Source organism: Pseudorhodobacter sp., assembly GCF_030452865.1.
Taxonomy (GTDB): domain Bacteria; phylum Pseudomonadota; class Alphaproteobacteria; order Rhodobacterales; family Rhodobacteraceae; genus Pseudorhodobacter.
Genome location: NZ_JAKDLJ010000274.1, coordinates 1 through 5010 on the forward strand (window position 1 = coordinate 1; position 5010 = coordinate 5010).

Below are 5010 nucleotides of genomic sequence, written 5' to 3' on the forward strand. Positions count from 1 at the left end.
GAGGTTTATTGAAGGCGATGCAACGCAAACTGACCCAGAAGCAGATTGAAAGCGCGCGCCAGCAGCGTCTGGTCGCGATTGTGCTTGGCAGCACGGTCTTTCTGTGGATGGGCGCGCAATGGCTCGGCGGTCATTTCGGCTGGGAAACGCGCTTTGTCTTCCTGTTTGATCTTGCCGCTTTGGCGGCCTTCCTGTGGACAATGATTGTAACCTATCGGATCTGGCGGCGGAACAGATCCGACGCAGAGAATAATTGAGGGCATGAAATGCTGAAAGATCAGGACCGGATCTTTACCAATCTTTACGGGATGCATGATCGCTCCCTTGCTGGCGCGAAAAAGCGTGGCCACTGGGACGGCACCGCCGGTTTCATCGCGCAGGGGCGGGGCTGGCTGGTCGATCAGATCAAGGCCTCCGGCCTGCGCGGTCGTGGTGGGGCGGGGTTTCCGACCGGGTTGAAATGGTCGTTCATGCCGAAGGAATCTGATGGCCGCCCGGCTTATCTGGTGATCAATGCCGACGAGTCAGAACCCGGCACCTGCAAGGACCGCGAAATCATGCGCCATGACCCGCATACGCTGGTCGAGGGTGCATTGATTGCCTCGTTCGCGATGGGGGCGCATGCGTGCTACATCTATATCCGTGGCGAGTATATCCGCGAGAAAGAGGCGCTTCAGGCCGCGATTGACGAATGTTATGACGCGGGACTGTTGGGCAAGAATGCTGCCGGTTCGGGATGGGATTTCGATTGCTATCTGGCCCATGGTGCCGGTGCCTATATCTGCGGTGAGGAAACGGCCTTGCTCGAAAGCCTTGAGGGCAAGAAGGGGATGCCGCGGATGAAACCGCCGTTCCCGGCCGGAGCGGGGCTTTATGGCTGCCCGACCACCGTGAACAATGTGGAATCCATTGCCGTTGTGCCGACGATCCTGCGGCGCGGTGCGGATTGGTTTGCCTCATTCGGGCGTCCGAATAATGCAGGAACCAAGCTCTTTGGCATCTCCGGCCATGTGATGAATCCGTGTGTCGTGGAAGAGGCGATGTCGATTCCGCTGCGCGAATTGCTGGACCGGCATTGCGGCGGCGTGCGTGGCGGTTGGAAGAACATCAAGGCGGTGATCCCCGGCGGGTCTTCGGTGCCGCTGCTGAACGCCGCGCAATGCGATGAGGCGATCATGGATTTCGACTGGTTGCGTGAGCAGAAGTCGGGCCTTGGCACCGCAGCGGTGATCGTGATGGACCAATCCACCGATGTCATCAAGGCGATCTGGCGGCTGTCGGCGTTCTACAAACACGAATCCTGCGGCCAATGCACCCCCTGCCGTGAAGGTACTGGCTGGATGATGCGGGTGATGGACCGTCTGGTGCGCGGGGAGGCGGAGGTTGAGGAAATCGACATGCTGCTCGATGTGACCAAGCAGGTCGAGGGTCACACCATCTGTGCGCTTGGTGATGCGGCGGCCTGGCCGATTCAGGGCCTTGTGCGGCATTTCCGCGAGGAGATCGAGGACCGGATCAAAGCGCAGAAAACCGGGCGCATGGGGGCGATGGCGGCGGAATGACTCTGCATAGACTTGCCTTTTTCTGGGTGGTTTTGCTCACTGGCTGTGTGACATCAAACGCGCCGTTGGGTGCCGCTGCTCAGCTGGTCACAATAGATGGTGCGCAAATGTCTGTGCGCCAAGAAGCTGATATGGATGTCTACGGCCTCATGACGACCCCTGACGGCAAACCGGTCTTCAAGGTTATCGACCATGACAAAGCTGTGGTTGTCGCGGGTGCGAAAGATCAGGACATGGCCATTCGCGCAATGGGCGCATTCTGCAAAATCGCGGTGGACCCGAAAGCCTGGGATACGGATTACGTTCATCACTTCAATAAAACGAATGAATATCAATTTGGAGGGCTTTGCCAGTGAGTCCTTGTCTGCGCCCCATCGCAGTTTTGTCGGCCGCGGCTCTTGCTGGCTGCGTCTCCTCGCCGCCGCAGGCTGCGCGCGGGCCGATTGTGTTGGACGGCGTAAGCTACACCGTGTCCAAGCGTGGATCGGGTGCGGTCTCGGTTTCCCGGATCGGACGGCCCTTCGCGAACTGGGAAGGGCAGGAGGCGCGGCGCGCGGCGGATCAGTTCTGCAACGGTCGGGCAAAAACCTCGATCCGGGATCGGTTTCAGGGTGAAAGCTGGTTGATCGTGGAGGGTTGCGCATGAACTACCCTAAGGAAATCAACGCTGGCGTGAAGCCGGAAATGAACAGCGCGGGCCGGGAAGTTCCGGCGACCGTACAGCGGATGGCGGAGTAAAGGCATGTCCAACCTCAAGAAAATCATCATCGACGGCATTGAAGTCGAGGTTGAAGGCGCAATGACGCTGATTCAGGCAGCGGAAGTGGCAGGGATCGAAATTCCGCGCTTTTGTTACCATGAACGCCTGACGATTGCGGGCAACTGCCGGATGTGTCTGGTCGAAGTGGTGGGCGGCCCGCCGAAGCCGACAGCCTCTTGCGCGATGCAGGTCAAGGATTTGCGCCCCGGTCCGGAGGGTCAGGCACCTGTGGTCAAGACCAACTCCCCCATGGTCAAGAAAGCCCGCGAAGGCGTGATGGAATTCCTGCTGATCAACCACCCACTCGATTGCCCGATTTGCGATCAGGGCGGCGAATGCGACCTGCAGGACCAGGCGATGGCGTTCGGCATGGATTCCTCGCGTTATCACGAGAACAAGCGCGCCGTTGAAGACAAATATATGGGCCCATTGGTCAAGACGGTGATGACCCGCTGCATCCAGTGCACGCGCTGCGTCCGGTTCATCACGGAAGTGGCAGGCGTCCCGGAAATGGGTGCGATTGGCCGTGGCGAAGACACGGAAATCACCACCTATCTCGGCGCGACGCTCGACAGCAACCTGCAAGGCAACATCATTGATCTGTGCCCGGTGGGCGCACTGACCTCCAAGCCCTATGCCTTCACAGCCCGCCCGTGGGAATTGACCAAGACTGAAACCATCGACGTGATGGATGCGCTTGGCAGCAATATCCGGGTGGATACCAAGGGCCGCGAAGTTATGCGCATCCTGCCGCGCAACCATGACGGCGTGAATGAGGAGTGGATTTCCGACAAGACCCGCTTCATTTGGGACGGGTTGCGCAACCAGCGGCTTGATACGCCCTACATCCGTGAGAATGGCAAGCTGCGTAAAGCCGGTTGGGATGAGGCGTTGAAAGCGGCGGCTGCGGCGATGAAGGGCAAGAAACTGGCCGGTCTGGTTGGCGATCTGGCACCGGTGGAAGCGGCTTACGGTCTCAAATCCCTGGTTGAAGGCTTGGGGGGGCATGTTGAATGCCGCACCGATGGCGCGAAACTGCCTGCGGGCAATCGCGGTGGTTACGTCGGAACCGCGCGGATCGAGGATATCGACGCGGCGAAATACATTCTGCTGATCGGGACCAATCCGCGCCTCGAAAGCCCGGTGCTGAACGCGCGTATCCGCAAGGCCTGGACCAATGGTTGCAACGTCGATCTGGTCGGCGCGGCGGTGGATTTGACGTATGATTACACCCACAAGGGCGCGGACCGTGCGGCGTTGACCAAGCTCGCAGGGGCGGCCTGTACCGATGAAATCAAAGCCAATCCGTCGATCATCATCGTCGGCATGGGGGCGTTGAATGAGGCGGATGGCGAGGCGGTGCTTTCCCAAGCGATGAAGATGGCGGAAGCGTCGGACAGCAAGCTGCTGATCTTGCACACAGCGGCGGGTCGCGTCGGTGCGATGGATGTGGGGGCTGTCACCGATGGCGGCATCTCGGCGGCTTTGGATGGGGTCGAAGTGGTTTATAACCTTGGCGCGGATGAGGTGGAGATCGGGGCAGGGCCATTCGTGATCTATCAAGGCTCGCACGGTGACCGTGGCGCACATCGGGCCGATATCATTCTTCCGGGGGCGGCCTATACCGAGGAATCGGGGCTGTTCGTCAATACCGAAGGCCGCCCGCAACTGGCGGCGCGCGCAGGGTTTGCGCCGGGACAGGCCAAGGAAAACTGGGCGATCCTGCGGGCTTTGTCGGCGGAATTGGGTGCGGCGTTGCCGTGGGACAGTCTGGCTGCGCTGCGCCGTGCGTTGATTTCGGAGGTGCCGCATCTGGGCGCGATTGACGAGGTTCCCGAAAATGTCTGGCAGCGGATCCCGCTGCGCGATCCGGCCAACGCCAGTTTTCGTGTTGCAGTCAAGGATTACTATCTGACCAACCCCATCGCGCGGGCCTCCGCGCTGATGGGTGAACTTTCGGCAATTGCCAAAGCACGGGCGGAAAAGCCCGTCGCAGCGGAGTAGATGATGCAACAGCGCGCGCCCTTTTTCCTTTCAGCACTGGCCTTGGCCGGGTTGTCGGCTTGCGTGCCGCAGGCAGATGGAAAAGTGGCCGAGGAAAAGCCGTTCAACCCAACCTACAGTGGCATCCAGACCGTGCTTCTCGATGGTGATCTGGTGAATTTCCATGTCGCCATGAAAGGCGCACGGGATCAGGCGGATGTGGAGGCGTATGGGCGATGTGCAGCCGCGCAATATGCGTTGATCCGGGGCTTTGGTTTTGCCCGCCATGTGCGGACCACTGTTTCACAAAGCGGTGGTAATTGGCGCGGGGATGCGGTTTACACCATCTCGGCGGCATTGCCGCGCGGGGTCGCAACGATTGACGCCGAAGTGACGGTGCGCGATTGCGGTGCGCAAGGGATACCGACGATATGATGACTGATCTGACGATAAAAACTGCGGCTAGGGGATAAGAGGCGATATGTCTGATTTTCTGCAAACCGGATTGGGGATCACGTTGCTGATCGTCGCGCAGAGCCTTCTGGTCATCGCCTTTGTGATGATCTCTCTGCTGTTTCTTGTCTATGGCGACCGCAAGGTTTGGGCCGCCGTACAGATGCGGCGCGGGCCGAACGTGGTGGGGGCTTGGGGCGTTCTGCAATCGGTTGCGGATGCGCTGAAATATGTCGTCAAGGAGATCGTTGT

The 5010-nt window shown here is 59.7% G+C and carries 7 protein-coding genes; all 7 read left to right on the forward strand.

From position 1 onward, the window contains the following. Positions 1 to 257 (forward strand): DUF5337 domain-containing protein (locus tag L0H65_RS14325; RefSeq protein ID WP_367652002.1); only part of this gene is annotated, 257 nt, incomplete at its 5' end. A 9-nt stretch (positions 258 to 266) separates the two neighbouring features. Then, entirely contained in the window at positions 267 to 1562 is a 1296-nt protein-coding gene (nuoF, locus tag L0H65_RS14330; RefSeq protein ID WP_301459727.1) for an NADH-quinone oxidoreductase subunit NuoF, read from the forward strand. Beyond that, positions 1559 to 1918, forward strand: coding sequence for a hypothetical protein (locus L0H65_RS14335; protein ID WP_301459728.1), 360 nt, complete (start codon positions 1559 to 1561; stop codon positions 1916 to 1918). Before nuoF ends, L0H65_RS14335 begins: the two co-directional genes overlap by 4 nt. Then, complete coding sequence (locus L0H65_RS14340) at positions 1915 to 2208, forward strand: hypothetical protein (protein ID WP_301459729.1); 294 nt, start codon at positions 1915 to 1917, stop codon at positions 2206 to 2208. Before L0H65_RS14335 ends, L0H65_RS14340 begins: the two co-directional genes overlap by 4 nt. Positions 2209 to 2304: 96 nt before the next feature. Then, positions 2305 to 4326, forward strand: a complete 2022-nt coding sequence (nuoG, locus tag L0H65_RS14345; protein WP_301459730.1) for an NADH-quinone oxidoreductase subunit NuoG — start codon at positions 2305 to 2307, stop codon at positions 4324 to 4326. A 3-nt stretch (positions 4327 to 4329) separates the two neighbouring features. After that, positions 4330 to 4740, forward strand: coding sequence for a hypothetical protein (locus tag L0H65_RS14350; RefSeq protein ID WP_301459731.1), 411 nt, complete (start codon positions 4330 to 4332; stop codon positions 4738 to 4740). 46 nt (positions 4741 to 4786) lie between these two features. Then, positions 4787 to 5010: NADH-quinone oxidoreductase subunit H (locus L0H65_RS14355; RefSeq protein ID WP_301459732.1), on the forward strand; the 224-nt coding region annotated here is incomplete at its 3' end.